The organism is Paenibacillus sp. MZ03-122A (assembly GCF_024213325.1).
GTDB classification, from domain to species: Bacteria; Bacillota; Bacilli; order Paenibacillales; family Paenibacillaceae; genus Paenibacillus; species Paenibacillus polymyxa_B.
This window is the reverse complement of record NZ_JANAVI010000010.1, coordinates 1-23806: the sequence shown is the minus strand read 5'-3', so window position 1 is coordinate 23806 and position 23806 is coordinate 1. Positions and strand designations below refer to the sequence as shown.

Here is a 23806-nt window from a genome sequence, read left to right as displayed (position 1 = left end):
TTACATTGTAACCGCTATCCTTTGTAGAGGAAAGTGATTTTTATCATGTGAGCGGATAAAAATGATCTGCCTCCATTTGGGACAGATCTGTTCTATATCTTCTCGGTGACCGACACCACAAGAAAATTCCACAATTTTAATTTTCCGTGATAGATCAAACTTTGAAAACGTTTTATATAGTTTTCTCTTTTTTTCTGAAAATTTCTTTCTTGAAAATACCAGTTATTGTATTATAATTGCAATATACATCCATTGATTTACATTAAAAGTATTTCATTAGTTATTTCACAGAGAAGAAGAAGAGGTGGTAGCATTGAGTACAAAAGTGCAAGCTGTTCAAACTAAAACTATATCCGATACAAAAGGAGCCGACCTTGTTGTCGATTGCTTGATCAAGCAAGGGGTTACCCATATTTTTGGCATTCCAGGTGCCAAGATCGATTCTGTTTTTGATGTTCTTCAAGATCGGGGGCCCGAATTGATCGTATGTCGTCATGAACAAAATGCCGCCTTTATGGCAGCGGCAGTCGGTCGATTAACCGGTAAACCGGGCGTATGTATTGTTACCTCAGGTCCAGGCGCATCTAACTTGGCGACAGGACTTGTCACCGCTAATGCGGAAAGTGATCCTGTCGTCGCCATTGCGGGTGCAGTCCCAAGATCCGAACGCTTGAAACGCACGCATCAATCCATGGATAACGCCGGACTATTCGAACCCATCACCAAATACAGTGTAGAAGTAGAACATCCTGATAATGTACCGGAAGCCATTGCTAATGCATTTCGAATTGCGACCTCAGCCCAGCCTGGAGCCACATTCGTCAGCCTGCCGCAGGACGTGTTGACTTCGTCATCTGAAGTAACCGTCATTGAGAAGGTCTCTCTTCCCCAACTCGGAACCGCACCCGCCGGACTCATCAAACAAGTCGCAGAGCAAATCAAAAAAGCCAAGCTGCCCGTACTTCTTCTCGGCATGAAAGCCAGCACGCCTGAAGCCACCGCAGCTATCCGTGCTCTCATCCGAGATACAGATCTGCCTGTTGTGGAAACCTTCCAGGCCGCTGGAGCCATCTCCCGTGAACTAGAAGACCACTATTTTGGAAGAGTGGGTCTGTTCCACAATCAACCGGGTGATATGCTTCTTGGAGCCGCAGATTTGGTACTGACGATTGGCTATGATCCTATCGAATACGATCCAAAAAACTGGAACATTCCGGCAAACCGAACACTCATTCATCTGGATGACCATCAAGCCGATATTGATCATGATTATCAACCGGACTACGAGCTAATCGGAAATATAGCCCTGATTGTGGGTAGCCTTGCAGAAGAATTACCTACCTTAAAGCTACCTAAATCCTCCTGCGACCAATTGAATCGTCTGCGCCATGATCTAAACGAGCAAGCGGCTGTTCCCGCACACAAGCATGATTTTCTGATTCATCCATTGCAATTTATTCGTACACTGCGCAGCCTGATTGATGATAACGTCACAGTCACCTGTGATGTCGGTTCACACTATATTTGGATGGCACGATATTTCCGTTCGTATGAACCGCGGCGCCTTCTATTCAGCAACGGAATGCAGACGCTAGGCGTAGCGCTGCCTTGGGGGATTGCTGCCACACTCGTCAATCCCGGTCACAAAGTCGTTTCTATTTCTGGAGACGGAGGATTTCTTTTTTCATCTATGGAGCTCGAAACCGCCGTACGTCTTAACTCACCGTTGGTGCATATCGTATGGAGAGATGGTTCCTACGACATGGTCGCTTTTCAACAACAGATTAAATACGGAAGAACGTCTGGTGTAAAATTTGGAGATGTTGATGTAGTGAAATATGCTGAAAGCTTCGGCGCCACTGGATTACGCGTGCACTCTCCTGAAGAACTAGAAAGTGTATTACAGCAGGCACTTCATACCGACGGTCCTGTGGTCGTTGATATTCCGATTGATTATCAAGATAACATCCAGTTGGGACGTAAACTGCTGCCTAACCAATTAAACTAACCTCAACCATGCCTCACTCGTGACGGCTTTATGACAATTATGGAGTATAACGTTTTTTTTATGATTTTTTTGAGTTATTCATGTTATTTACTGAAATTTTACGTTTATTATTGAAAAAGAAAGAAAATAAATGCATACAATTATAAAAGGAAGTGTATTGCCATGACCGTTGCGCAATTGGAAACCAAGCAAGAAGCTGATCATGATATTTACCAAACATCCACTATGCTTGCTCTATTAGATGGTCTTTATGACGGAGTTGTTGCCTTTGAGGAGTTGCAAAAGCACGGGGATTTCGGAATTGGTACCTTTGATCAACTGAATGGCGAGATGATCGCGTTCGATGGTGAATTTTATCACTTGCTTCCAGACGGTACGGCCCATCGCGTAAAACCGGAAGAAACCACACCTTTTTCCACCGTCACCTTTTTCCAGGAAGATTTCACATATACTATTGACCGCCCTATGCATCGTGAAGAATTGGAAGCTTTGCTGTTAACGTTATTTCCAAGCCGTAATCTGTTCTATGCCTTCCGTATGGATGGCACTTTTCATGAAGTAAAGACACGGACCGTGCCTCACCAAGTTAAACCATACAAACCTTTTATCGAAGCGACCAAGTCACAGCCTACCTTCACTTTTAATGAGGCTTCCGGCGTGATTACAGGTTTTTGGACACCTGCCTATGCTCAAGGTATTGGGGTAGCCGGATTTCATCTGCATTTTATTAACGATGAACGCACTGGTGGCGGGCATGTCTTTGATTTTATTGTCGAAAAGTGTACCATCCGCATTTGTCAAAAATCCAATCTGCATCTGGTCCTGCCCGATACCCCGGATTACTTGAAGGCCAACCTGTCCAGAGAAAACCTGGAGAAAGAAATTGCCGTTACTGAAGGTGCGCAGTAATCACAGTTATATAACTCATCAAGTTACGGACTCTATAGCTAAACAATAAACAGTAAAAGATCACAGTCAGGGAAGAGAATTACTGCTCTCTGACTGTGATTTTTTTATGTACGAGCATATATATACGTTACTGCTTATGCTCTCACTCCGGTTCACCTATGCCTCGATCTGATCCAGTTTATCTGCATAATATTGAATAGCACGTGAGTACTCCTGTGTAGATAAATCCGAGGTCGTCTCAGCCACCTCCATTAGCAGCTCCTGCATGGCTTTCCCATATTCCCCCAGATTGTATAACACCATCGCGTAAAATACCCGAAACGGTCTGTAATCCGGAAATTCGTTCATTCCTGTGTCCAACCACACTTTCGCCTTGGTGTAATCTCCCAATACACGATATGTACTGCTTAATCCCAGGATGGCTCCTTTCCTTGATTCTGCGGATAACGCCATACCTAGGCTTTTTTCATAATAGGCAACCGCTTCCCTCTCTAAGCCCAATGAATCATGTGTCCAAGCTGTCTGATACCACAATTCTGCATCATTTTGCTGCTGTTCTAATGCCTTTAAAAGAAGCTTACGTGCTTTCTCTGCTTGCCCTGTTCGTCTAAGCTCGTCAGCTTGCGCCATGATATCGTTCATATTCATCCTCCACTTCTGACTCATGCCTATCTTTGAGGTATATGTTACCCGACATTTGAATGCAATGTAAATGGAGTTTTCCCTAGGATTTGAAATCCAAAAAAACGACTCTCCCTTTAGGAGAGCCGCTATATATCCGAAGCTGAAGTTACGGTTTATTTAACCTTCAATGATCCTGTAGTGAGTATTCCAGCTACACGTTGTGCGTCGAAAATACGAGAAAGCTCCTCCACTGCCGTCAAGTACAGTAGACCGTTGCCCTCCAGCTTAGGAGAATTACCGAGTGGAATCGTGCGTTTGATGAGTTGTGCGTATAATTCCGGTTCTGTAAGATCACGCTCAAAGCTCGCATTCGCCAGCTGCTTAATCAACGCCAATGCACCTGCTACGTGCGGAGTAGCCATCGAAGTTCCGCTAAAGGTCGCATATTTGCCGCCCGGAACGGTGGACAAAATATCTTCTCCCGGTGCAACCAAATCCACCTCATTATTTGAATTACTGAATTCTGAGGCATGCCTATCAAAGTTGATAGCACCTACGCTAATCACTTCATTATAGCAGCCGGGGTAGCCGAGCTCGTCCGTTCTGTCGTCACCGTCTCCCTCATTTCCAGCTGCACAGATGACTAAGATTTGGCTAGCTACAGCCTTTTTTACTGCTTCATGAAGCTCTGGCACATCCTCAGGACCGCCAAGTGACATCGATATGATATCTGCCTTTTGCTCAATCGCATAATAGATGCCTTGAATAATCCAGTCATATTGACCGGAGCCCTGCTTGTTTAGCACTTTGATGATGAGCAGGTCTGCCTCTGGAGCAACACCCACGACACCATCCGCATTTTCTGCTGCCGCAATAGTTCCCGCCACATGCGTACCATGACCGTTGTAATCCTTGAAAATTTCCGGATTACCTTGATCATCATCCGTGAAATTCCGGCCGCCAATAATGCGCGCCTTCAAATCAGGATGGTCCGAATCACAGCCCGTGTCCAGCACCGCCACCTTCACGCCTCGGCCTCGAGTCTGGTTCCATACCGCAGGAGCCTGAATCAGCTCTACCCCTCGCGGTATTTCATTCACTTGTTGCTCCTGCTTGATCACTTGGTAAGGAATGATATGCACTTTACGTTCCATCCTATTCCCTCCTTCATGGATTCAATCGGAAACCATCCGTCTTTGAAACTTTGAAAACCTCTACTACGTTCGAGGTTACTATATTCTAGCAATTTTTGAAAAGTTTGAACATCCCCATTTTGCTTATTTTTGTAAAAAAACAGACATCCTCCAATTTGCTTGGAGAATGTCTGTTGTAGAATCTCTTTCAGCCTTAGACTGATTCCGCCTGAAGTTCAGCCTTAGATAACAGCGATTTGTGCTGCCATTTCCGACCCTTCCAGCGTAAATAGTGGAAAATGCCTCGTACCCACTCATCGCAGGCATGTGCAATCCACACACCCAGCACACCATATCCCATATGAATGCCCAGTACATATGCTAGCGGGATTTTAATCCCCCACATTGAAATAATGGCCATCATTAACGGGAACTGAACATCTCCCGCTGCTCGCAAGGAGTTAATGACAACATGATTAAACACACGGCCCGGCTCCAGCAGTATACAGAACAGCAAAATCGCTGCCCCTAATTGAATGATCGCCGGCTCATCTGTAAAGATCGCCATCACTTCATATCGGAAAAAGGATACTACCACGATCACAGCAATCGTAATGACCAAAGACCATTTCAGGCTCCGTAAAAGTTGATGATAGGCTTTTTCCTTGTCTCCTGCTCCAATTAGGCGGGCAACAATAATTTCCGTCCCCTCACCTACAGCCATTCCAAAAACCATAAAAAAGTACACAATTGTATTCGTATAAAAATGGGTTGCGATCGCTGTTGTACCCATAAAGCTGACAAACCGGGTCACCATCATTTGGCTAAGTTGATAAGACAACCATTCCAGCCCGGCAGGAATACCAATCTTCAGGATTGCTACCAGCTTACTCCATTGGAGCTGTACATAATACCGGATGCGAATCGGCGCACTCACACGCTTGTACAGCAGTAGAAAAATCCAGACACATGCTACAGCACGGCTAATAACCGTTGAAATCGCTGCACCCGCCACTCCCATCTGCGGCAGACCAAACCAACCATAAATGAGCAGCGCATTCCCCACAATATGCAATATATTCATACCAATGCCCACGATCATCGTATCTTTAGTAAAACCATGCGATCGAATAACCGGACCTGCGGTTAGCATAAGCGCTTCCAGAAACAGCGAACCCCCTGCTAGCATCATATAAATCTCTGCATTTTCCTTGATCGTCGGGGTAATATGGTAAAAGGATAGTAAAAAATCCCGGCTCACAATAAACATCAAGCTCAGCGCCAGACCAAACACCAGATTAAAGGTTAGTGCCGAAGCCGTAACACGGCTTGCATCCACATGCTTTTGCGCCCCCAATAGCTGAGCAATGATCACACCTACACCAAGACCAAGCAGATTGAAAAGTATAATCGTAAATTCAATCAACTGTCTTGACACACCCACAGCCGATACAACCTCATCAGAAACATGGCTTAGCATGAACGTATCCACGCTACCCATCAAAATGTGAAACAACATTTCTATAAAGATCGGCCAAGTGATTGCAAAAACCGTCATCGTTTTAACGACTTGTGCTTGCTTGGAACCGTTTTCCTGAGAAAGTGACATCCTTCCGTATTCCTCCTAAATGCGACCCAATTATTACTTAATAGCTACACGTCAATTAATCAATCATAAAAAGTCATATGCTTTTTATCTTTTTTATAATATTCCAAGCGGTCCTGCAATTGTCCTGTGTGGAATTCAAACTTATGTCCGTCTGGATCTGTAAAATAGACCGATCTTTTATCCTGTTCATTCCGCTCTCGTCCGTGCAAAATGGTAACATTAAAAGTTCTCAGCTTGTTGAGCATACTCTCAAAATCAGCTTCCGCTATCGAAAATGCAATATGCGTATAAGAATGATGAATTTCATTTCTCGGGATATCCTCTTCCACATTGAGAGCTAACCACATTCCCAAACAGTCCAGATAAGCCAACTTACGTCCTTTAACGAGCAGTTTTCCGTCTAGTACATTCTGATAGAAATATATAGACTTCTCCAAATCAGACACCGAAAAGCAAATATGATTCCACCCTTGTATGCTCATGTTCCCTATTCCTTTCAGCGTACCCTGTCTAGCCAGTAGGTCCATGCTTCTGTATATATATCGAGGTCTTTAGGATGATGGCGAATGCAGGTAGCTATACGAAAGTATAACCCCAGTAACACTTCCCTGTTCAGCTCGTATTCCCCTGTCATCTCCGGCTCAAGCTTCTCTAAGGCAGGCAAAATAGTATCGACAGTCAGCCTATCCGGTGAAGAACAAAAGGCGTATATCAGATCATACAGAGGTTCTCCTACCACTGGATCAGGGTCAATAATACCCGTCAATGTGCCGTTTTCGGTAAACACAAAATTATGTACCCCACAGTCACCATGAAGCAAATATTTAATATTACGTTGCGGCAATCCAGCCACAAGGGTATGAACGAACCGATGATTCTCTCGGGGTAAAACGCCTTGTATGATCATTCCAGATTCCTTCGTTCTGTGCAGCAGAAAATCTCTCCATTCCACAAACGGGTGATCCGAATATCCATAATGACGTTCCTCACCACAAGGCTTGTAGTACGAGATCACCTCCGTTGCCAGACGAAGCAACAAATCGCTTTTGTTTCTTCCATGATACTGTGTGAACCCTGACCTGAACGTGTATACCAAATAACGGTGCAACGGATCTACATAAACCAAACGCGATAGTTTCTCAATCTGTACATAGGTATGTAAGAATTCTGCCTCGGCTTCTACGACAGCGGGATTATTTTGCTTAATCACGTATCGCGGCTTAGTTCCGTCCATGACAACTACCACTTTGCTCGAAGTTCCGCCAGTCAGTGGTTTGAGATTTCGCATAGGGCTTTCAAGCACGCCCGTTTCGTGAAGCTCATTCAGGATCAGTTGAACATTCATCTCACGCCTCCCTCCATGCGTCTGATCCACAATACGGCTGGCGATTTGGATATTTCATTTAGCTCCCACACGTTCGCCAGCCACTCTTCTTTTAAAAATAAATCTTTTCATGCTCCGCATAGATTTCAAGCGCACGCTCCATCTTATGCACATAGGCCTCATCCTGACTAGAACATAGAAATGTAATGTGTCCCTCCTGCGATGGACCGGATTTTGGCGAAGGTTCCAGCAAATTACGCTCAGACAACACCTGTTTCAACCGCCTAACTGTTCCCTGGCTCCCGTCAATTAACTGAATATGAGAAGGTAGTAGTTCCCTTAGAATTTCCTTATAAAAAGGATAATGAGTACATCCCAATACCACCGTACCATATATGTCGAGATTGAACGAAGACAGCTCACGGTTAAAATATTCGAACATTTCTGCCCGGTCAAAATTCAACTGTTCGCAATAATGTACTAGCTCCGGCAGAGGTAGTGAGTCCACGCTCCCATGATCGTCAACCCTGGATACCAGCGCTGCATAACAGGATTGTTTCAACGTCAATGGTGTGGCTAACACCAGAACTCTTTTACCATTGGCTCGGTTCATCTCGACTGCTGGCTTCACAGCTGGCTCCATACCAATAATCGGAATAGGATATTCCTTTCTTAGCTCCGCAACTGCGATACTTGTAGCCGTATTGCAGGCAATGACCAATGCCTTAACATCTTCTTTAAGGATCGTTTCTACTGAAGCCTTGACATAACTAAGCACCTCTTGAGGAGTTTTCGTCCCGTAAGGCACATGAAGCGTATCCGCCATGTATACAAAATTTTCGTTTGGCAAACGTCTTAGCGCCTCGGACAATACTGTAATTCCACCCAATCCTGAATCAAAAAAACCTATCTTCAAGCTACTCACCTTTTTTCGTTCAACTATTGTGCCATATCTTACAGGCACCATGTTCATTTTCTTCTTCGCCTACTCAAACCATTCTCTTCATTAGACTTTACATTTAAATTTTACCGCAAAACTGATATTTTGCAAAAGAAACACGTAAAATTCACAGTGTAAAAAATAAAGTAGCTTTTCAAAGTAAATTTAATATAAAAGTGTTGACAGATATTATCTTTATATTGTAATATTACGTGGTAACTTACTAACTTAACTTACTTATTCAACTTACTTAGGGGGAAATAAATCATGTCTAAAGTATTATTTGTCAAAGCTAATGATCGTACAGCTGAAGAATCTGCAACAGTTAAATTGTATAACGCCTTCGTAGAAAGCTACAAGTCTTCCCACCCAACTGATGAAATCACTGAGCTGGACCTGTTCTCCGTCGAGCTTCCTTATTTGAACGCTAACATGATCAACGGCACGTTCAAATCCGCTAGAGGCATGGAGCTGAACGCAGAAGAAGCTCGCCTGGCAAACATCGCTAATGGCTACCTGGATCAATTTCTGGCAGCAGACAAAGTCGTATTTGCTTTCCCGCTCTGGAACATGACGATTCCAGCTGTACTGCATACGTACATTGACTACCTGAACCAAGCTGGTAAAACATTCAAATACACTGCTGAAGGTCCAGTTGGTCTCGTAACTGAAACTAAAGTAGCCCTGTTGAATGCAAGAGGCGGCGTTTATTCCGAAGGACCAGCTGCTGCAGCTGAAATGTCTTTGAACTACATGAACAACATCTTATCCTTCTTCGGAGTGAAAGACATCGTGAAAGTTGTTCTGGAAGGACATAACCAAGCTCCAGATCAAGCACAAGAAATCGTTGCTTCTGCCGTACAACGTGCAGTGGACACAGCAAAATCGTTCTAATCATATATTATGAAGAGAAGAGGATATCCGCGCCCTACATGGGCTGGATATCCTCTTTTTTGTTATAAAGTATAAAAAACACGTGCTCCCCTGATCTATAATCAAGTGAAAGCACGTGTTTGTGAAATGAGATTACTTCTATTTTAAGGAATGAATTGCTGCACGATTTTTACAACTTTACCCTCACGAAGCGTAACATGGTATGGAAATTGACTGAGGTCCAGAACGTCCTTTTTAGCAAAATCTTTCTCAAACTGTGCCAGAGGAATCGATTCATTCCATTGCACGTCTGTATCTTCTATGTTACCCGTGTGATCATAAATCTGCACCTCTACCGAAGCATCTGGTGCAACCTGATACACGTCATTTTGCACGGAATTGTTTACGATGTAGTAGCCATCTGGAGCTCCATCCAATCCTGTATTTCCTTCATGCTCCAATAATGCTTTGTCAGCTGCCGCGCCTTCATACCATTCAATCGGGTCTGCCGACAAATAAATTTGTCCGTCACGAATCTCCATTTGGTTTATATATACGGTCTCCTGATTTTCAGCAGCTGCTACAGGCGTGTAGCCTTGCGCTGTTGCCCCTGCCGTCGTAATCAGCATCATCATTAAAGCCAATACGGTCCATTTCGAAGCTAGTTTCATCATGTCTGATCTCTCCTTGCCGTTTGGGTATGTACACGGTGTCTGTAAGCTTCATTACCCTTGTGTACTTATCATAAACGTTGCACGGTTAAAAAGTGTATCAGATACATAAAAAAGAAGTTACGATTTTTTAAGACTTGGTCTTAAAACTTGATAACATGTCTTATTTATCTTTGCTATCTTAATAACCCGACCTGACGTGCCTGTTCTTCGGTGAGAATAAACTCTTCATTTTGCCATACTTCGTCCTCTTTGGTTACAGCAAACATCCCCATGATCTCTGTCCATATTCCTTTGTCGACGGCTTCCTGTTGTGTAATGATAATTTTCATTTCGTCTCCTCCTCCTGTAAAATATGTACAATCCAAGGCTGTCGATTTGTGTAACCCACTTCGCGATCGGATGGTTTCTCCGATCGCTGTTGGAGCCTGATTTTTTGAATATATTTTAATGGTTAAAATCAGGTTCCAAAGGCGAACGCTATCGCTTCTCCGAAATCCATCTGCCCGCTTCGTTACTCAGCTTATCTCTACCATTCTCATTTTTCATAATATCGTCACTATAAAAATAATGGGCTAAGATGATACTTAGGCCAAATATAATACTTTTATTTAGAGCCTCTAACCCTTATATGGAACTCACAATGCTTGTCCTAGATTTGCATTATCGGAGTACTTGAGGGGTTCTTGTCCCTCTTATAACATATGTACCCTTTTCCTACCGAGATTATTCGTATCTTATTTGTAACCATAAAATTTTATATTATTTTTGTAGGTAGTGACTTCTTTAGAAATAGTTAAGTGTAAAAGTAAAACAGCTGTAGATTAGCCTACAGCCGTTTTCTTTAAGCATTTTCTATGCTTGGTTAATTCTATTGAAACCATCACATATACTGATTCTTTTATTTTTGTATAAGAGTATGGTTGCCAAAAATACTAAAGCAGCGGAGAGGACGGAATTGTTCTGAAGAAGCGGAGCGTTCGCCTTTGCCCCCGGATTTCTACCCTTGAACATACAAACAAGAAATCTAGGGGCAACAGCGATCGGAAGAATGATCCGTCCTCGTAGCGGTCACAAGCCGCATACCGTTACTTTGTCACTCTGCATGATATAAATGTAACGCTCCTTTTACACAGAAAAGTAAAAAGGCTGTACGCATACTGGCTTGGATACGGTTACTTGTTGCCCGGTGTAGGTCAAGCGTCCACTTGCCTTGTCCACTTTGAACGTAACGATGTTGTTGGTGTCGCGGTTGGCCACAAGCATATGGTCACCATTTGGAGTCAAAGCAAAATGGCGTGGATGCTCTCCTTCAGCAGATACATGCTCGACTAGGCTCAGCTTGCCAGTTGCTCCGTCTACAGCGTATACGACAATGCTGTCATGCCCACGGTTGGAACCGTACAGATAAGCTCCATCCCCCGAAATCGCAATTTCAGCAGTTGTGTTTTCACCTGTAAAGTCAGACGGCAATGTCGGTACGCTCTCAAGCTCAGTGAGCTTGCCAGCCTCTGCATCATATGCAAAAGAAGTAATGGAAGAATCCACTTCGTTAATGACAAAAGCAAATTTACCATTCGGGTGGAACGTCAAATGACGTGGACCTGCACCTGCATGGGTTTTCGTTTCACCATGAAACACCAGTTGTCCTTTGCTGTCATCAATAGTGTAAACGCGGATCAGATCCAGACCGAGATCTTGTACGAACAGGAAGCGGCCGTCCGGACTAAAGAAACTGGAATGTGGATGTGGACGATCCTGACGTTCAGGATGCGCTCCTTTGCCCTCATGCTGTTTAACATCCAGCAACTCACCGATACGTCCGTCCTCAGTCAGGGACACCAGTCCCACCATGCCACCGTGGTAGCTGACTACAATAAGGTAACGATCAGATGCATCACGCTGAATGTGGCAAGTTGTTGCACCCACGTTTTCCGCACGATTCAGCAATGTAAATGTTCCTTTAACTGGGTCAATTTCGAAAGCAGAGGCTTCGCCTACTTTCGCTCCTGCAGCAGAAGTCGTCTCTCCAATGGAATACAGCTTCCGATTTTTGACGTCCACATTCAGGAATGTAGGATTTTTCAAGCCGGAGAACTCATCCTGTAGTGTAAGTGCTCCTGTCTGTTCATTAAAAGTGTACGAATAAACTCCGTTACCTTCCAATTCGGCGTAAGAGCCTGCAAATACGAGCAATTTTTGTTGTGCTGTCATGGTTGTGTCCTCCTTGGATTAAAAAAATGATGGGCAATTGGAATGATTGCTCCTGTTACAAACATCGCTTTAAGAGGCGCGCTCCACCACGGGCTCTGTGGACAACGCCACATTTCCCGCTACGGCACGCGAGATCATGCATGAGGTTTCTGCCTGCTCTGCCAGTCGCAATGCTTGTTCGATCTGCGATTCTGTTGCATCGGCGGCCAATTGAACCTGCGGACGATGCACAATTCGGCGATATGTAAAAATATTATTCGTTACATCGACAATCCCTTCGGATTCCAGCGCCAGTGATGCCACCGGGAGACTCGCGCGCTCCATCATCGCCGCCAACGTAATCAAATAGCAGGTAGCAGCGGCACCGAGCAGCATTTCATCTGGATTGGTGCCCACACCAGGGCCTCCCATCTCAGCCGGGATCGAAATTGCAGTCCGCAACTGTCCAGCCTCAATATAGCCGTCGCTGTTGCGCCCCCCGTTCCAGTCTGCCTTGAGCAGAAATGTATGCTCCATTTCAGGTCACTCCTCTCTCTTATATTATGAATCTTTACACAGGTGAATGTAAAGGTTAGTCAATCTCCTGATTTTTGGTTTCCGTACCCAGCAACCATACAGCCGCAGCTCCGATCAAGATAGCTACGAAGAAAATCACAAAGATAGATGGTAGCGCTACGCCCTGTCCTACGAGTATACCGACCGCAAAAGGTCCGATAACGCCTCCAATACGGCCAAACGCAGCCGCCATACCCACACCAGTTGAACGTACAGCTGTCGGGTACAATTCTGGAGTATAGGCGTACATAGCTCCCCATGCACCAAGATTAAAAAATGACAAGCAGATACCAGCAGCCAACAGCATTCCCGCCGTTTCCGAGGTGCCAAACCAAATGGCGGACACTGCTGTGAGCACCAAGTAGATGATCAGTACGAATTTGCGGCCCAGCTTTTCAATTAGATAAGCGGCGGTAAAGTAACCCGGTAGTTGCGCAAGCGTCATGATCAGCACATACTCAAAGCTTTTAACCAGTTCGAAACCTTTCATAAACATCATGCTCGGTAGCCACAGGAACATGCCGTAGTATGAAAATACAACTGTGAACCATAAAATCCACAGCATCAGCGTAGACTTGCGATGGGGGCCCGACCAAATCAAAGCCAATCGTGCACGCAGCGGAAGTTTGACGCTTTGCTGCTTATAACGCGGTGAATCATCAATAGCTCTGCGCAGATAAAGAGCGTACAGCGCAGGTACTGCGCCGAGAATAAACGCCATTTGCCAACCATACTTTGGAATAACAAAATAAGCAATAAGAGCCGAAAGGATCCAGCCTGCCGCCCAGAAGCTTTCAAGCAGCACAACCGCTCTTCCTCGTTCTTTCACAGGCACTGATTCTGACACCAGCGTCGAAGCAACAGGCAATTCCCCACCCAAGCCTGCACCAGCAATAAAACGCAATACCAGCAGCATTCCGAGACCTGTCGCCAAAGCGGATAATCCACTGGCAATGGAAAAGATCAACAATGTCCACACTAATATGGCACGTCTGCCGTAACGATCAGCCAAAATTCCCGCCAAAGCGGCTCCGAACACCATTCCTATCGAATTCATTGCAGTTAGCAGTCCAATTTGCTCAGATCCCAGATGCCACTCCTTTGCCAACGCTGCGACTATAAATGAAAGCAGCCCCACATCCATAGCATCAAACAACCAGCTGAGCCCTGCGCTAAACAGCAATTTTCTTTTTTTGGCTGGTGGTAATGAAGTTAATTCACTCATGATTTGCTCTCCCTTAAAAATATATCGTATGTAGACGTATATTCAGGTGTCTTGTCACCTGTATCCTAGCATCTATTGTACCGTAAGCTTCCTTAATCTGCGAGCTTTTTAACACAAAAAAAACGGAAGATTGCCTACGGCAATTCTCCCGCCTTCTGGAACCTGCCACTTACCGGTTTTGGACCAGACCAATGATCGTCACCATGAGCACCAGCAGCTGGATGAGTGTATCGTTACTCATTCCAATCGCCTCCATCCCATATGAGATACTCCTTCGGCCGTTTCCCCTCTCCCCGGATCATGACGCTTGTTCCCCAATACATACCTATGCAGGCGGCGGGAAGCTTATGATCAATCATGGATGAAAATCTCCATACGTTTAAGGTTTAATCCAGGACCACTGCAAATCCATTTCCTGAATGCATTCACGGTTATCATGTTCATCATTGGCCACCAGTGGGGTCACCGGATAGATGCTCATGTCTCCTTGCTCATACGTGCGTAGTAGAGGTAGCAGCTCATCTATGTTCTGTACGGACGGATTCAGCCATGAATCTATATGGTCAGCTTCCAAAATAGCCGGCATACGGGTATCGAATTCACGTATATCCGTATTGGCCTGAACTGTCATCATCGTACAGGTGCGTAAAGGCTCCTTACGACTATCCTGCCATACTTCATATAGCCCCGCGACCGCAAACATCTTCTGTTCCGGCAATACCACTCGTACAGCACACATGCGTTTACCCAATTTTCGCCAATAATAAAATCCATTGCATGGAATGATACAGCGCCGGGTTTCCGCCATCTTGCGATAACTTGGATTTACCCGAACCGTATTCAAGTCTGCATTGACACAATCCTTGCCCCAGTAGGGAATAAATCCCCAGCGGAATTCATCAAGTACTCGTTCTCCATCCTGATGCAGCACAATTGGAACATGCTGGGTGGGACTCATGTTATAGCGTGTTTTGTAATAATACATCACCCGTTGTATACCAAAATGATCCCTAACCTCATCCAAATCAGCCGATAACGAAAACCTCTTGCACATTTGCTATTCATCCTTCCGCCTTTTTCACCTATTGTGCGGATATACAAGGAAAAATATGCAAATGCAGGTTTTGCAAAAATCCAATAAACGACAAAACATATAGCAATATCCCCGCAGTTGTGAAGCTACGGGGATAGATACTAACTTATATTGTTATTACTTCTTTTCTACCGCGTGACCGCCAAATTCATTGCGCAACGCAGCAACCACTTTCCCGTTGAACGTGTCCGCATCAAGAGAACGATAGCGCATCAGCAGGGACAAGGCAATGACCGGAGTTGCGGCCTGAATGTCCAATGCTTCCTCAACCGTCCATTTTCCTTCACCAGAAGAGTGCATAACCCCACGAATTTCGTCCAGGTTTGCATCTTTGGAAAATGCACGTTCAGTCAAGCCCATCAGCCAAGAGCGAATAACAGAACCGTTGTTCCACACGCGCGCTACTTGTTCATAATCAAAGTCAAAGCTGCTTTTTTCTAGCACTTCAAATCCTTCACCGATGGAAGCCATCATGCCGTATTCCACACCGTTATGAACCATTTTCAGAAAATGTCCGCTTCCGGATTTACCTGCATACAGATATCCATTTTCCACTGCTGTGTCACGGAAAATAGGCTCAACAACCGCCCAAGCTTCCGGATCGCCACCGATCATGTAACAAGCGCCATTACGTGCGCCTTCCATCCCGCCTGAAGTTCCAGCATCCATGAAGCTGATACCATGTTCTTGAAGACGGGCATGACGAGCAATAGACTCTTTGTAATGAGAATTACCACCTTCAATAATGATGTCCCCTTTGGACAACATCGGTTGAAGCTGATCCAGCACAGAATCAACAATTTGGTGAGGAACCATAATCCATAATACTCTAGGGGATTGAGTTGCCTGTACAAGCTCTTCCAATGTAGAAGCACCTTTAGCTCCATAATCCTTCATTTCTTGAATTGCGGCCGCATTGACGTCGTAAGCGACAAGTTCATGCTTATGATCGATCAAATTTTTTCCGAGATTCAAGCCCATTTTTCCCAAACCAATTAATCCTACTTGCATAGTAAAGGCCTCCTGCCGTAGCAAACATATTTTGTATATACTTTCTTATTGGTGTTAAGAACGAACGACTGCTTTTTCAGTGCTTTCGGACTTTTCGTCCAGCCACCATGTAAAACCTTGTTCTTCCAACAATTGATCTGAAGCTTCTGGACCGTAAGAGCCTGCTGCATACGTATGCAGTGGAACCTCACCACGAGCAAAAGCTTCCAGTACAGGTTGAACCCACACCCATGAAAGCTCAACTTCGTTCCAATGAGCAAAAAAGGTGGAATCGCCGCGCAGCGCATCAAAGATGAGACGCTCATAGGCTTCTGGTACATCCTTGGCCTCGGAATGATAATTCATCAGAACCGTTTCCAGTTGACCAGCGTTTAGCGGGTCTCTACTATTCAGACGCAGCGTTACCTTTTCATCCGGGTTAACATGGATGATCAGCAAGTTCGGGTCAGTCGGTTGCCCTTGAGCGGCATAAGGATCTGTGCTGTCCTTTTTGAATTCCACGACGATACGAGTAGATTTTTCTTTCATACGTTTACCGGTACGAATATAGAACGGCACACCAGACCATTGTTCGTTGTCAATCCATAGGCGAGCTGAAATGAAAGTATCATTTTGTGAATCTGGACCGATATCCGGCTCTTCTTTATAGGAAGGAACTGCTTTTCCGTTGATCTCACCGTTGGTATATTGGCCTCTAACTACGTTGGAAGCAATATCGGAAGGATCAAGCGCACGAAGCGCGTCCATCACCTTACTTTTTTCATCCCGCACCTGGTCAGCCGTGACATGTCCCGGCTTGTTCATCGCCGTCATCATCAACACCTGCAGCATGTGATTTTGTACCATATCACGAATAGCGCCGGAATGATCGTAGTATCCCGCTCGCTCCTCCACCCCTACAGTCTCGGAAGCGGTAATTTGCACATTGGCGATGTATTGATTGTTCCATATTCCTTGGAGTAATGGATTAGCAAATTTTAAGGCTTCCAGGTTTTGCACCATGGGCTTACCTAAGTAATGGTCAATACGATAAATCTCATCCTCAGCAAAGGTTCTGCTTAAGCGATCATTCAGCTCACGTGCGGATTCCAAATCATGTCCAAATGGTTTTTCGATAATGAGCCGTTTCCAACCCTTTGTTTCAGCTAAACCACTCTCGCGAATATTGAGGGCAATCACATCAAAAAATTCCGGTGCCACCGATAAGTAAAACATGCGGTTCCCCGGAATTCCCAAGTCATTTTCACGTTGCTCAGCAAGCTGTAGCAGCTTTTTATAATCTTCCGGGTGGTTGACATTCAATGCGCTGTAACGGAAAGCACTTAAGAACTGATCCATCTGTGCACGATCTTCATTCACGTGTCTGGAAAAATCCTTAATGGATTGCTCTACATTACTTTGAAATTGCTCGTCCGCCACTTCACGACGCCCCATCCCAATTACAGAAAAGGAAGCCGGAATTTTACCTTCTACAAACAAATTATACAAGGCAGGGTAAATTTTGCGTTTCGCCAAATCCCCTGTCGCTCCAAATAAGACAAATGTCATTGAATCCATGAATTATTCCTTCTTCCCATTATAAAGATGAGGTTATTAAAAGTTACCTGAGGAATTAACGTAACCCATAATACACCCAAAATAAGGGGCAAGTCAATCAAATTTTAGCGAAATCGTGAACATTCGATATATCCTGTAATGATAACGTTTTCTGTGGTATGATTGACGGAAAGGAAAGAGAAAAAACTGTTAAATATGTCACAGTTGATACAAAGTGTTATAGTTACTATTGGTATACAGAGTTACTTTTAGTATACTGTTTAAAACAACAATGAAATTGAGGGGATTCAGATGAGCGACGACAGGCAGCCTAAGCTTTTGTGCGGTAAGGTGGAACAGTCCTTTCAGATCATCAGCAAAAAATGGACCGCTCTCATCATTCATACTTTGATGGAACATCCCAAACGATTTAGTGAAATTCACGTCTCCATACCTGATCTTAGCAAACGCATGCTGAACGAACGCATCAAGGAACTAGAGCTTTCCGGCCTGATCCTTCGCAATGTCATCACAGAGCGGCCTGTGCGTACTGAGTATTCGCTGACACGCAAGGGTAAAGAGCTAGGTGATGCATTGAATGGTGTAGAGAGCTGGGCCGAGAGATGGCTTTAACCGCTAACAGGAGGTCGCCACACATGGTCTCCTGTTATTGTGTTACCCCATGTGGATCATAATACAAACTATAGTACGAAAATAATGGGACAACCGCTCAGCAGCTCATAATTTCAGAATGGGCCAAGGAAGGATGAGAACGATGGCATTTGGTATTACCCGCCAGGAACTTATGGCCTGGAAAAGAAAGGTCAGTCGTGGTGAAATTGCTTTTCTGACACATTACTGGCTGGATGATCGCTTTCCAGGCATTACAACTGTCACCAAGGTAGGATGTTCTGATTTGGACAAGCTGCGCTTATGGTGCAACCAAAACGGATTAGACCCCCAATATATTCATCAGCGTCAGCCCTATCCGCATTTTGATCTTATCGGCAACAAACAAGCGGAAATTTTACGTAAGTATGGCATTAGCGATCAATTTAAACGCTTTGAACTTCAACTCCCAACGAGTACACGCCCATCGTTCTAAACCGCAGCTCTCAGAGCTGCGGTACTTTTGTTTTCATACCAGTTAATACCTTGTGTATCCAAATCGCTGACATAGCTCCTTCTCCCATCGCCACAGTCGCTTGCTCGGCATGAGCTCCTAAGTCCCCGGCTACCCATACATTTTCCACATTTGTCATTTTGCTGCGAGGATGAGTTTCAATATGCTTATTGTGCAGCAGATGTACACCCAGTTGCTCTGCCAGCTCTGAATGAACATGATTGCTGCCAAAAGCTAAAAAGCCTCGCTCTGCTCGAACCACTTGTCCATCAGCCAGCCGCACTCCTTCAAAACAGCCCGGTTCTCCGGTTATAATCTCAGAAATGGCTGCTTCCTTATAGCCAATTCCTTTTTCCCGCAGCTTCACAATCAGCTCGTCCGGCACCTCTGAACGCTCATGATTGACATAAACAAGTTGATCGGTGCGCGCTGATAAAATCAGTGCCATGGAAGCTCCTGCTTTGCCTGCTCCCATGACGACCGTGCTGCGATCCTGAACCTCATAACCGTCACAATCCGGGCACACATATACACTGTTGCCCAAGCAGGCTTGTAATCCATCCAGCTTTGGAAAACGGTCCGTTAGCCCTGTAGCTAACAACAGCGTCTTAGACGAATACACGGAGCCTTCCTCCACTTGAATGTCAAAAAGCTCATCCCTTTTGACAGCTTTTACCGCCTTCCCTTCAATAAACTCAGTACCTAGTTTTGTGGCTTCACTACGTCCAAGCCGTCGCAGCTCTTCACCAGAAATTCCGTCAGGAAAGCCCAAAATATTATGATACTGGTGGCACAGCGTAGATCGACCATAGCCCGAATCTATCACTAGAACTCGATGACTGCTGTATCTCCCCAATTGAATCGCTGCTTGCAATCCGGCAATTCCCCCACCAACAATAATGCAATCATAGTTCATCACTTTTCCTCCTTTGAATGCGCGTTATCCTAGACATCTGCATAAAACCGCAATAACACCAATGTAAACTTCTCATCCAATTTTAAACATAATATCACCCACTAACGGATGAATTAACCCCTGTGTCCGCATATGTAAAAAGCTTACATGCCTTAAAAATGGAATGGCAAAGAGCACTGCAGATAACCACAGTGCTCTAATCAGGCTGATCCTGAAACGTCATTTTATCGTGAACATTATTTAAATGTTTTTACGCGTTCTTCAACAGGCTGGAATTCTTTTTCACCTGGTTGGAATGTCGGTTTACCAAATGGCATTTCAGCAATCAGTTTCCAATGCTCAGGAATGTTCCATTCGTTTTTCACTTTTTCATCAATCAATGGGTTGTAATGCTGAAGGGATGCCCCCAGTCCTTCTTGCTCCAGAGCCGTCCATACCACCAATTGCAGCATACCATTAGATTGGTTGGACCAGATTGGGAAATTGTCCGCGTAGGCTTCAAATTGTTGTTGCAGACCAGCTACCACGTTATTGTCTTCAAAGAACAAGACTGTTCCGTATCCGCTGCGGAAACCGTTCATTTTCTCGGCAGTAGACTTGAATTGCTCCTCATTGCCTACAACCTCACGCAAAATATCTTCTGTAATATTCCACAGTTTATCATGATGCTCTCCGAGCAACACTACAGCACGTGAAGTTTGGGAGTTGAAAGAGGTAGGTGTGTACTTAACAGCTTCCTCTACAATCTCTTGAATCCGTTGGTCAGAAATAACCTGTTCTTTGCTAATACCATAATAGGAGCGTCTGTCTTTCAGAGCTGTGAAGAAGTCTTTAGCCATTTTTTTGTTACCTCCTGAGTAAAATTAATTACTTTTCGTAACTTAATATACATTACATATATCTTAAAGTCAAGAGATTTCTTTTTAAATATTACCAGTTAGTTGATGATTATACGCCACCATTATATTTTTTCTCACTGGAAGAGGTGTGCTTGGTTGCATCCTTGTCTCTCTCCTCCTGTCTTTCCATCTTCAAATCCTCTACAGGAATGGCGTCTACCGTCTGCTCGATCTCAAAACGGTCGAACAAGCTTTCCTGCTCTGTCGGATACTGCTCTGCATGATCTCGATTGATCGACTGTTTCTGATGTTGAGACTCCGTTGTTCCTTTCCCCGTCTGTCCTTTCTGCTGATTCTGATCGTGCAGGTTATCTTCAAATGGGGCCATTTTACTTCCCTCCCTATCGGATTGGTGTCCACAATATACTTTTACCTTTCACATCGGGGATTAAACGCAAAAAAGAGAAAATCTCTGCAAAGATTTTCTCTACTCATGTACTTATAGATGGTTGATTGGATTATTCCGAGCTGGATTGACCTGTACACTCATGAAAAAGATGAGGTTCCAGCTTCTCTCCCGTTACGAGCTTCTGCACCAGTTGAGTCCCCGAGTCGGGGGTCATTTGACCATACCAGTCCCCTTGAGGATATACGATCACAACCGCAGCATCATGACAACGCCCATTACAGCGAGTTCTGGTCGTGTGAATATATGCTTCTGCATTTTGTTTACGAATTTCATCCCGAATTGCCTGTGTAACTTCTTCACCCTCATGTCGCATACATGTGCCTCCATTGCAGATCAACACATGATGCTTCATTGGTTCTAACTCAAAAATAGCCATAGCTTCCCCTTTAATCAACAGTTGTTGGTTTTAAATCAATGTTTATCTGGATAAAGAACAAGCTGTGCTTCCATCTGATCAGCTTCAATCGTCAGCACGATGAATGAATATTCGTCTTCGCCGCGTTTGTCCGTCGGAGACCCCGGATTAAGGACAAGCTGACCGTCAATCGTTTTGACCACCGGAATATGCGAATGTCCATAAATCAGGCAATCCAGCTTTTCTCCCTTAAACGTATTCAATGCGATATTTTCTGTCGTTCCTCGCCAGCCGTGACCGTGAACCATACCGATCCGCTTGCCTTCAACTTCAACGATTCGTTGATAGCCTAAACGCTCCACGATGTCCATTCCATCATTGTTTCCGGCAATGCCTTGCACAGGCGCAAATTCAGCTAGACGTTCATATACGAACCAATCCGTCCAGTCTCCGGCATGGAGAATGAGGTCACTGCCTTTTAACTCCTGTACAAGCCGACTAGGCAGTGTTTTGCTTCTATAAGGCATATGAGTGTCTGAAAGTACGATGATTTTCATATCAATTTCTCCTTACCAGCGTCTTTACACAGATGAACTTTGTTGCCCTACGCGCTGCTGAAGTGCCTGCTCCAGATCTCGCAGCGTAACGGTCTCGAAAAATGCCTGTATTTTCTGCTCTGCCACGGTATATAAACCATCCAACAATGCGTCTATGTTCCTGCCTACCTCACAATTATGATTGCTATCGGTATGGATGGCGAACAACGGACCTTCATCCTTGGTCGCCTCATAGATCATTTTCAGATTGATGTTTGAACTGGACATGCTTAGACGAAAGCCGCGTGCTCCAGGCGACGAATCCACCAAACCCGCTTGCTTGAGTCGGCTCATAATCCTTCTCACAACTACCGGGTTTGTATTGATGCTGGAAGCAATAAGTGACGATGTCATTCGCTCCGGTGCCCCTTCAGCCAGAAGAAGCAGACAATGGATACTAACGGAAAAATGGGTACTCATGTTAACCACCTTTATGTGTGTGCCTCATTAAATGTTTGGTAAAATGCATGTTTCCATCATACCACAATAGAGGCACTAACACAGTGCTTACTGCACCTTACTCCGGAAAATAATCATTTTCAGGACGTACTCGCACTTTTAATTGGCGTACACTATATTCCAACTGCTTAACGATATCCTCCAGTTGACGACGGTCAAGTCCATTAAGGTCGGCGGCAGGCTTAGGTGCATTTTTCAAATCACGTATGGTTGCCTGCTGCTCCTGCCACTTGTCCATCAGGTCGGCTATATTCGCATAAAAGCGTTCGTAATCCTTGATCACTTCATCCAGAAAAGCATCCACCTCGTCCGGATCATAGCCGCGCATTTTATTCTTAAACTGTTTCTCATGAATGGAGAGCGCGTCCAGCTGAATGCCCAGTTGCTTAAACAACTGCTTTTGCTTATCCAGACGACGCTTCATATGTTCATCCATCGGTTATTCCCTCCTTAACACACTATTCTTTTTATATCACATTCTAGGCTGGGAATAAAAGTCTCTGCTGATTGCCCAGCCCTATGAACGGGTATAAAAGAGCATACGTGTCACTTATCCAGACCACGAAGGGGAGAGATGATCATGAACCACTTGAACGATTCGCAGCTTTCAGAGCTGAAACATATGTTGTTGGAGCAGAAAAAGGATTTAGAAAAGCATTTTGAACAAAACGGTCAGGAAAACGCTCCATTGGGAGAAACACTGACAGATTCTACAGGTGAGCTCTCGTCCTATGACAACCACCCCGCTGATATAGGGACAGAAACCTTTGAACGGTCCCGTGATCTGGCGATTAATGATTCGCTGCAAGACGAGCTGGAGCAGGTCAATGCAGCCCTTCAACGGATGAAGGATGGGACGTACGGGATATGTGTGAAGAGCGGGGAAGAAATTCCTTTTGAACGGTTGCAAGCCATTCCCTATACAGCCTATACCGTCGAGCACACGCCAACTCGAGAATTATCGAATGACCGCCCGGTAGAGGAACAGGTCATGACTCCCCCACCCAAGGGTGCAGGTGAGGTTCGCCAACGAAATGCAGGACGATTTGACGATGCGGGCGCATGGGATGCCGTAGAAAAATACGGTACATCGAACTCGCCTGCAACTGCCGCCAAGCGTGATGTCACCGACTATGATGAAAATATGTAATGCTATACGCTTATGTATTTGTTCATCTAAAAAAGCAGCTTGTCCAAAGGATGAACTGCACCCCATTTGTTAGACACGACTAACAATGGAGGTGCAGTTTTTTGCCTAAATTCAGTTTAGATGAGAAATTGGAGGCCATTCGTAGGTATCAGCGTGGTACTGAGGGAGTCAAAA

General features: G+C 44.8%; 28 protein-coding genes. 6 read left to right on the top strand and 22 right to left on the bottom strand.

The annotated features are described in order from the left end of the window. Positions 1–304: 304 nt before the first annotated feature. Positions 305–2008, top strand: a complete 1704-nt coding sequence (gene alsS, locus NLX74_RS19500; RefSeq protein WP_172828313.1) for an acetolactate synthase AlsS — start codon at positions 305–307, stop codon at positions 2006–2008. A 162-nt stretch (positions 2009–2170) separates the two neighbouring features. Continuing rightward, positions 2171–2917: an acetolactate decarboxylase gene (gene budA / locus NLX74_RS19495; protein WP_025722973.1), complete on the top strand. Its 747-nt coding sequence runs from the start codon at positions 2171–2173 to the stop codon at positions 2915–2917. Positions 2918–3073: 156 nt separating this feature from the next. Here the strand turns inward: budA and NLX74_RS19490 are convergent, their stop codons facing one another. The 6 genes from NLX74_RS19490 to murI form a co-directional block, all read right to left on the bottom strand. Next, entirely contained in the window at positions 3074–3559 is a 486-nt protein-coding gene (locus NLX74_RS19490) for a tetratricopeptide repeat protein (RefSeq protein ID WP_235308180.1), read from the bottom strand. A gap of 155 nt (positions 3560–3714) precedes the next feature. Further along, positions 3715–4695, bottom strand: coding sequence for a S8 family peptidase (locus NLX74_RS19485; protein ID WP_061830330.1), 981 nt, complete (start codon positions 4693–4695; stop codon positions 3715–3717). Positions 4696–4888: 193 nt separating this feature from the next. Then, positions 4889–6283, bottom strand: a complete 1395-nt coding sequence (locus NLX74_RS19480; protein WP_069291764.1) for an MATE family efflux transporter — start codon at positions 6281–6283, stop codon at positions 4889–4891. Positions 6284–6342: 59 nt separating this feature from the next. Continuing rightward, positions 6343–6765: a metallothiol transferase FosB gene (gene fosB / locus NLX74_RS19475; RefSeq protein ID WP_235308179.1), complete on the bottom strand. Its 423-nt coding sequence runs from the start codon at positions 6763–6765 to the stop codon at positions 6343–6345. A 14-nt stretch (positions 6766–6779) separates the two neighbouring features. Continuing rightward, on the bottom strand, positions 6780–7628 hold the full coding sequence (locus NLX74_RS19470; RefSeq protein WP_254329700.1) for an aminoglycoside phosphotransferase family protein: 849 nt from the start codon (positions 7626–7628) through the stop codon (positions 6780–6782). Positions 7629–7719: 91 nt separating this feature from the next. Continuing rightward, positions 7720–8574, bottom strand: a complete 855-nt coding sequence (gene murI, locus NLX74_RS19465) for a glutamate racemase (protein WP_254329782.1) — start codon at positions 8572–8574, stop codon at positions 7720–7722. A gap of 240 nt (positions 8575–8814) precedes the next feature. On the opposite strand from murI, the gene NLX74_RS19460 reads away from it, so the two are divergent. Continuing rightward, positions 8815–9441: an FMN-dependent NADH-azoreductase gene (locus NLX74_RS19460; RefSeq protein WP_043882169.1), complete on the top strand. Its 627-nt coding sequence runs from the start codon at positions 8815–8817 to the stop codon at positions 9439–9441. A 143-nt stretch (positions 9442–9584) separates the two neighbouring features. Here the strand turns inward: NLX74_RS19460 and NLX74_RS19455 are convergent, their stop codons facing one another. The 9 genes from NLX74_RS19455 to zwf all read right to left on the bottom strand — a co-directional run bounded on the left by NLX74_RS19455 (position 9585) and on the right by zwf (position 17746). Further along, entirely contained in the window at positions 9585–10094 is a 510-nt protein-coding gene (locus NLX74_RS19455; RefSeq protein ID WP_061830325.1) for a hypothetical protein, read from the bottom strand. Positions 10095–10267: 173 nt separating this feature from the next. After that, positions 10268–10423 (bottom strand): hypothetical protein, encoded by a 156-nt coding sequence (locus NLX74_RS19450; RefSeq protein WP_172828312.1) that lies wholly within the window; start codon positions 10421–10423, stop codon positions 10268–10270. 796 nt (positions 10424–11219) lie between these two features. Further along, complete coding sequence (locus tag NLX74_RS19445; RefSeq protein WP_254329699.1) at positions 11220–12305, bottom strand: lactonase family protein; 1086 nt, start codon at positions 12303–12305, stop codon at positions 11220–11222. A 69-nt stretch (positions 12306–12374) separates the two neighbouring features. Next, positions 12375–12821, bottom strand: a complete 447-nt coding sequence (locus NLX74_RS19440) for an OsmC family protein (protein ID WP_254329698.1) — start codon at positions 12819–12821, stop codon at positions 12375–12377. 55 nt (positions 12822–12876) lie between these two features. Next, positions 12877–14085: an MFS transporter gene (locus NLX74_RS19435; protein ID WP_254329697.1), complete on the bottom strand. Its 1209-nt coding sequence runs from the start codon at positions 14083–14085 to the stop codon at positions 12877–12879. A gap of 233 nt (positions 14086–14318) precedes the next feature. Continuing rightward, on the bottom strand, positions 14319–14444 hold the full coding sequence (locus NLX74_RS25710) for a hypothetical protein (RefSeq protein WP_268819851.1): 126 nt from the start codon (positions 14442–14444) through the stop codon (positions 14319–14321). A gap of 20 nt (positions 14445–14464) precedes the next feature. Next, positions 14465–15139 (bottom strand): SOS response-associated peptidase, encoded by a 675-nt coding sequence (locus NLX74_RS19430; RefSeq protein ID WP_254329696.1) that lies wholly within the window; start codon positions 15137–15139, stop codon positions 14465–14467. 156 nt (positions 15140–15295) lie between these two features. Then, positions 15296–16189 carry a phosphogluconate dehydrogenase (NAD(+)-dependent, decarboxylating) gene (gene gnd / locus NLX74_RS19425; protein WP_254329695.1) on the bottom strand — a complete coding sequence of 298 codons (894 nt, stop codon included), beginning with the start codon at positions 16187–16189 and terminating at the stop codon, positions 15296–15298. A 54-nt stretch (positions 16190–16243) separates the two neighbouring features. Next, positions 16244–17746 (bottom strand): glucose-6-phosphate dehydrogenase, encoded by a 1503-nt coding sequence (gene zwf, locus NLX74_RS19420; RefSeq protein ID WP_165175553.1) that lies wholly within the window; start codon positions 17744–17746, stop codon positions 16244–16246. Positions 17747–18037: 291 nt separating this feature from the next. Between zwf and NLX74_RS19415 the strand changes: the two genes are divergently transcribed. Continuing rightward, on the top strand, positions 18038–18358 hold the full coding sequence (locus NLX74_RS19415) for a winged helix-turn-helix transcriptional regulator (RefSeq protein ID WP_007430161.1): 321 nt from the start codon (positions 18038–18040) through the stop codon (positions 18356–18358). A gap of 142 nt (positions 18359–18500) precedes the next feature. Then, the gene (locus NLX74_RS19410) at positions 18501–18830 is read left to right on the top strand and encodes a hypothetical protein (protein WP_165175555.1); all 330 of its coding nucleotides are present in this window, start codon (positions 18501–18503) and stop codon (positions 18828–18830) included. A 10-nt stretch (positions 18831–18840) separates the two neighbouring features. On the opposite strand, the gene NLX74_RS19405 is transcribed toward NLX74_RS19410, so the two are convergent. The 7 genes from NLX74_RS19405 to NLX74_RS19375 all read right to left on the bottom strand — a co-directional run bounded on the left by NLX74_RS19405 (position 18841) and on the right by NLX74_RS19375 (position 22918). Beyond that, on the bottom strand, positions 18841–19764 hold the full coding sequence (locus NLX74_RS19405) for an NAD(P)/FAD-dependent oxidoreductase (protein ID WP_254329694.1): 924 nt from the start codon (positions 19762–19764) through the stop codon (positions 18841–18843). 236 nt (positions 19765–20000) lie between these two features. Continuing rightward, the gene (locus tag NLX74_RS19400; protein ID WP_025722870.1) at positions 20001–20603 is read right to left on the bottom strand and encodes a nitroreductase family protein; all 603 of its coding nucleotides are present in this window, start codon (positions 20601–20603) and stop codon (positions 20001–20003) included. 109 nt (positions 20604–20712) lie between these two features. Next, the gene (locus tag NLX74_RS19395) at positions 20713–20991 is read right to left on the bottom strand and encodes a hypothetical protein (RefSeq protein WP_254329693.1); all 279 of its coding nucleotides are present in this window, start codon (positions 20989–20991) and stop codon (positions 20713–20715) included. A 130-nt stretch (positions 20992–21121) separates the two neighbouring features. Beyond that, entirely contained in the window at positions 21122–21448 is a 327-nt protein-coding gene (locus tag NLX74_RS19390; RefSeq protein WP_061830316.1) for a (2Fe-2S) ferredoxin domain-containing protein, read from the bottom strand. Between the two features lie 35 nt (positions 21449–21483). Further along, positions 21484–21984, bottom strand: a complete 501-nt coding sequence (locus tag NLX74_RS19385) for a metallophosphoesterase family protein (protein WP_254329692.1) — start codon at positions 21982–21984, stop codon at positions 21484–21486. Between the two features lie 24 nt (positions 21985–22008). Further along, positions 22009–22443 (bottom strand): Rrf2 family transcriptional regulator, encoded by a 435-nt coding sequence (locus NLX74_RS19380; protein ID WP_013310015.1) that lies wholly within the window; start codon positions 22441–22443, stop codon positions 22009–22011. 97 nt (positions 22444–22540) lie between these two features. Beyond that, positions 22541–22918: a DivIVA domain-containing protein gene (locus NLX74_RS19375; protein ID WP_023988297.1), complete on the bottom strand. Its 378-nt coding sequence runs from the start codon at positions 22916–22918 to the stop codon at positions 22541–22543. A gap of 144 nt (positions 22919–23062) precedes the next feature. Here NLX74_RS19375 and NLX74_RS19370 point away from each other — a divergent pair, with 144 nt between their 5' ends. After that, positions 23063–23632, top strand: coding sequence for a TraR/DksA C4-type zinc finger protein (locus tag NLX74_RS19370; protein WP_254329691.1), 570 nt, complete (start codon positions 23063–23065; stop codon positions 23630–23632). The last annotated feature ends 174 nt before the right edge of the window (positions 23633–23806 follow it).

Coding starts and splice junctions, on each gene's coding strand:
- NLX74_RS19375 (WP_023988297.1), bottom strand. CDS start 22,918: ATGGATGAACATATGAAGCGTCGTCTGGATAAGCAAAAGCAGTTGTTT.
- NLX74_RS19430 (WP_254329696.1), bottom strand. CDS start 15,139: ATGTGCAAGAGGTTTTCGTTATCGGCTGATTTGGATGAGGTTAGGGAT.
- NLX74_RS19440 (WP_254329698.1), bottom strand. CDS start 12,821: ATGGAGCATACATTTCTGCTCAAGGCAGACTGGAACGGGGGGCGCAAC.
- murI (WP_254329782.1), bottom strand. CDS start 8,574: ATGGTGCCTGTAAGATATGGCACAATAGTTGAACGAAAAAAGGTGAGT.
- NLX74_RS19410 (WP_165175555.1), top strand. CDS start 18,501: ATGGCATTTGGTATTACCCGCCAGGAACTTATGGCCTGGAAAAGAAAG.
- NLX74_RS19435 (WP_254329697.1), bottom strand. CDS start 14,085: ATGAGTGAATTAACTTCATTACCACCAGCCAAAAAAAGAAAATTGCTG.
- gnd (WP_254329695.1), bottom strand. CDS start 16,189: ATGCAAGTAGGATTAATTGGTTTGGGAAAAATGGGCTTGAATCTCGGA.
- NLX74_RS19405 (WP_254329694.1), bottom strand. CDS start 19,764: ATGAACTATGATTGCATTATTGTTGGTGGGGGAATTGCCGGATTGCAA.
- NLX74_RS19480 (WP_069291764.1), bottom strand. CDS start 6,283: ATGTCACTTTCTCAGGAAAACGGTTCCAAGCAAGCACAAGTCGTTAAA.
- NLX74_RS19455 (WP_061830325.1), bottom strand. CDS start 10,094: ATGATGAAACTAGCTTCGAAATGGACCGTATTGGCTTTAATGATGATG.
- NLX74_RS19450 (WP_172828312.1), bottom strand. CDS start 10,423: ATGAAAATTATCATTACACAACAGGAAGCCGTCGACAAAGGAATATGG.
- NLX74_RS19470 (WP_254329700.1), bottom strand. CDS start 7,628: ATGAATGTTCAACTGATCCTGAATGAGCTTCACGAAACGGGCGTGCTT.
- NLX74_RS19485 (WP_061830330.1), bottom strand. CDS start 4,695: ATGGAACGTAAAGTGCATATCATTCCTTACCAAGTGATCAAGCAGGAG.
- NLX74_RS19400 (WP_025722870.1), bottom strand. CDS start 20,603: ATGGCTAAAGACTTCTTCACAGCTCTGAAAGACAGACGCTCCTATTAT.
- NLX74_RS25710 (WP_268819851.1), bottom strand. CDS start 14,444: ATGATTGATCATAAGCTTCCCGCCGCCTGCATAGGTATGTATTGGGGA.
- NLX74_RS19460 (WP_043882169.1), top strand. CDS start 8,815: ATGTCTAAAGTATTATTTGTCAAAGCTAATGATCGTACAGCTGAAGAA.
- fosB (WP_235308179.1), bottom strand. CDS start 6,765: ATGAGCATACAAGGGTGGAATCATATTTGCTTTTCGGTGTCTGATTTG.
- NLX74_RS19390 (WP_061830316.1), bottom strand. CDS start 21,448: ATGGCTATTTTTGAGTTAGAACCAATGAAGCATCATGTGTTGATCTGC.
- NLX74_RS19445 (WP_254329699.1), bottom strand. CDS start 12,305: ATGACAGCACAACAAAAATTGCTCGTATTTGCAGGCTCTTACGCCGAA.
- NLX74_RS19370 (WP_254329691.1), top strand. CDS start 23,063: ATGAACCACTTGAACGATTCGCAGCTTTCAGAGCTGAAACATATGTTG.
- zwf (WP_165175553.1), bottom strand. CDS start 17,746: ATGGATTCAATGACATTTGTCTTATTTGGAGCGACAGGGGATTTGGCG.
- NLX74_RS19395 (WP_254329693.1), bottom strand. CDS start 20,991: ATGGCCCCATTTGAAGATAACCTGCACGATCAGAATCAGCAGAAAGGA.
- budA (WP_025722973.1), top strand. CDS start 2,171: ATGACCGTTGCGCAATTGGAAACCAAGCAAGAAGCTGATCATGATATT.
- NLX74_RS19380 (WP_013310015.1), bottom strand. CDS start 22,443: ATGAGTACCCATTTTTCCGTTAGTATCCATTGTCTGCTTCTTCTGGCT.
- NLX74_RS19385 (WP_254329692.1), bottom strand. CDS start 21,984: ATGAAAATCATCGTACTTTCAGACACTCATATGCCTTATAGAAGCAAA.
- NLX74_RS19415 (WP_007430161.1), top strand. CDS start 18,038: ATGAGCGACGACAGGCAGCCTAAGCTTTTGTGCGGTAAGGTGGAACAG.
- NLX74_RS19490 (WP_235308180.1), bottom strand. CDS start 3,559: ATGAACGATATCATGGCGCAAGCTGACGAGCTTAGACGAACAGGGCAA.